2 protein-coding genes and 2 pseudogenes are annotated in these 2,384 nt (G+C 60.0%); 2 read left to right on the forward strand and 2 right to left on the reverse strand.

Annotated features, from left to right (window positions below; all coding sequences use genetic code 11):
• Positions 1-187 (reverse strand): annotated as a pseudogene (locus tag I5W_RS33350) (ribosome biogenesis GTPase YlqF); the annotation flags it as partial.
• A gap of 140 nt (positions 188-327) precedes the next feature.
• Here I5W_RS33350 and I5W_RS31270 point away from each other — a divergent pair.
• A complete protein-coding gene (locus I5W_RS31270) occupies positions 328-1,068 on the forward strand; it encodes a YDG domain-containing protein (protein ID WP_256380779.1) in 741 nt (246 codons plus the stop codon).
• On the opposite strand, the pseudogene I5W_RS13055 reads toward I5W_RS31270, so the two are convergent.
• Positions 1,046-1,807: pseudogene (locus I5W_RS13055) on the reverse strand (enoyl-CoA hydratase); the annotation flags it as partial. The gene I5W_RS31270 and the pseudogene I5W_RS13055 overlap by 23 nt on opposite strands.
• A gap of 159 nt (positions 1,808-1,966) precedes the next feature.
• Between I5W_RS13055 and I5W_RS13060 the strand changes: the two are divergent.
• Positions 1,967-2,384: enoyl-CoA hydratase-related protein (locus tag I5W_RS13060; protein WP_044529552.1), on the forward strand; the 418-nt coding region annotated here is incomplete at its 3' end.

The following is a 2,384-nucleotide window of genomic DNA, read 5'->3' on the forward strand; positions in this document are numbered from 1 at the left end:
ACAGGTCGGCCAGGAAGGTGGCCACTTCTTCTTCGATCAGCGCATTGCTGCCCACTGCGTGACTGGCCGCCAGCATCAGGCCATCGCTGGGATGCTCGATCTTGGGCCACAACATACCGGGGGTATCGGTGAGCACCATGTTGTTGCCCAGGTAGAGACGCTGCTGGGTCTTGGTCACGGCCGGCTTACACGGTCAATGGCTCGTATGCGAACGCTGCGGCGGGTAGCCAGACGGTGAACGTGAACGTGGCGTTGGGCGATACGACGAACTACACGGTGAGTACGTCAAGTCAGAACAAGACGACAGCCAACATCGCGAAGGCGAATGTGACGGTGGCGAACGTGACGGCGTCGGATAAGGTGTACGACACGACGACCAATGCGGCACTGTCGAATGGGAACGTGACGGTGCAGTTGGGTAATGCGTCGGCCGCGAATGGAACGTTGGCGAGTGCGACGGCGTTCAGCAACTACACGGCCAATGGAACGTTTGCGAATGCATCGGCAGGTAATAACAAGCTTGTGAACCTGAATGTGGCGTTGTCGGATACGACAAACTACACGTTGTCTGGGACGACGCAACAGAACATGACGGCCAACATTGCGAAGGCCAATGTGACGGTGGCGAACGTGACGGCATCAGATAAGGTGTACGACACGACGACGAACGCAGCCATTAGCAATGTGGGTGCAGCCACGGTGTTGCTGGGTAACGCTTCTGCAGCCAATGGCACGTTGGCGTCGGCGACGGGCTACAGCAATTACACGGTCAATGGCTCGTATGCGAACGCAGCAGCAGGTAGCCAGACGGTGAACGTGAACGTAGCGTTGGCAGACACGACGAACTACACATTGAGCACGTCAAGTCAGAACCAGACGACAGCCACGATTGCGAAGGCCAATGTGACGGTGGCCAATGTGACTGCATCGGATAAGGTGTATGACACGACGACCAATGCGGCCATTAGTCATAGTGATTCGACAGTGCAGTTGGGTAATGCGACGGCTGCCAATGGCAGTCTGGCGAACGCAGTGGCCTATACAAGACCGGTGGGCGTTTTTCGATGAAGGCAGCTAGACCTTCCTTGTGATCGGCGCAGGCGAAGGTCGCGTAAGCCATGCGGCGTTCGAACTGCAGGCCTTCGGCCAGCGAGCCCTCGAAGGCACGGTTCACGCACTCCTTGGCCATCATCGTGGCCGGCAGCGACTGCGCCGCGATCTTCGCCGCCACGGCCAGTGCTTCCGTGCGCAGCTCAGCAAGGGGCAGGACGCGGCTGACGAGGCCGAAGCGATCGGCTTCATCGGCGTTGAGCTGGCGCCCGCTGAGCACCATTTCCATTGCCTTCGACTTGCCGATCGCGCGGGTCAGGCGCTGGGTGCCGCCGGCCCCTGGAATCGTTGCCAGGCTCAGTTCGGGCAGGGCGAAGCGCGCATTGTCGGCCGCGAGCACGAAGTCGCACATCATCGCGAGCTCACATCCGCCGCCCAGTGCAAGCCCGGCCACGGCCGCGATCACCGGCTTGCGGCAGCGGGTCACACGTTCCCAGTTCGAGGTGATGAACTGGTCGCGGTAGACATCGGTAAAACTCCAGGCATGCATCATCTTGATGTCGGCACCGGCCGCGAATGCCTTGTCGCTGCCGGTAAGGACGATGGCGCCGATGGCGGGATCGGATTCGAATATCTCCAGGGCGGCCGTCAGGTCGTCCATCAAAGCATCGTTCAGGGCGTTGTAGGCTTTCGGCCGGTTCAGCGCGATGAGGCCGACGCGCCCGTGGGTCTCGACCAGGATGTTTTCATATGTCATGTACTGCTCCTTGAAGTGGCGGCGGTATGCAATGCCGCGTCGGGCCGATGATGCACAATGAGGTCTTGCACATTATTTGAACGATGTTTAGAATTATGAACGAGCGGATCAGGTCTTGTCAAACGCCCGCGTAGGCAGGTCACATCAATGAGGAGAACCATGGACAACAGACATCCCGATGGGCAGGTGAAGGTCGAGCGACACGGCAGCTTGCTATTGATCGGTATCGACCGCCCGGAAAAGCGCAACGGTTTCACGCCCAAAATGTTCGAGGAACTGGCGCGCGCCTACACGCTCCTGGAAACGACGCCAGAACTGACGTGCGGCCTGCTGTATGCCGAGGGCGAGCATTTCACGGCCGGCCTCGACATGCCGAAGATCGCGCCACTGCGCCAGGCCGGCCTCCCGCTGTTCCCGGCGGCCGAGGTCGATCCGTTCGCCTTACGCGAGCCATTGCGCAAGAAGCCCGTCGTGATCGCGCTCAAGGGGATATGCTTCACCGTCGCGGTCGAACTGATGCTCGCCTCAGAGGTGGCGATTGCTGCCGACGACTGCCGTTTTGCCCAGCTTCGAATCA

This window comes from Herbaspirillum sp. B65 (assembly GCF_000333555.1).
GTDB classification, from domain to species: domain Bacteria; phylum Pseudomonadota; class Gammaproteobacteria; order Burkholderiales; family Burkholderiaceae_D; genus Herbaspirillum; species Herbaspirillum rubrisubalbicans.